The sequence below is a fragment of the Vibrio variabilis genome, from assembly GCF_003263785.1.
Lineage (GTDB): Bacteria > Pseudomonadota > Gammaproteobacteria > Enterobacterales > Vibrionaceae > Vibrio > Vibrio variabilis.
The window spans coordinates 1-485 of the sequence record NZ_JYJK01000111.1; the positions used below are offsets into that span (position 1 = coordinate 1).

General features: G+C 53.0%; 1 protein-coding gene. It reads left to right on the forward strand.

The features are described from left to right. The coding region (locus tag TZ48_RS19735) for a tandem-95 repeat protein (RefSeq protein WP_162674671.1) at window positions 1-485 on the forward strand (485 nt) is incomplete at both ends.

Below are 485 nucleotides of genomic sequence, written 5' to 3' on the forward strand. Positions count from 1 at the left end.
CCCTCACTACCGATGAAGACAACAACCAAACGCTCAGCTTCAGCTACAGCGATGTAGATGGCGATACGGTCAGGGCAACCGAGAAATCCGCGCCAAGTCATGGTGAGATCGCGATTAACGGCACGGACATCATCTACACGCCAATAGCCAACTACAACGGCAGTGACAGCTTCACAATTACCTTGACCGATGGCAGCGGCTTCACAGTGGATAAAACCATCACTGTAACGGTCTCCAGCGTGAACGATGAGCCGAGCATCACGGTGGCGTCGACCCTCACTACCGATGAAGACAACAACCAAACGCTCAGCTTCAGCTACAGCGATTTGGATGGCGATACGGTCACCGCAACCGAGAAATCCGCCCCAAGTCATGGTGAGATAGCTATTAACGGCACGGACATCGTCTACACGCCAATGGCTAACTACAACGGTAACGACAGCTTCACCATTACTTTGACCGATGGCAGCGGCTACATGGTGGAC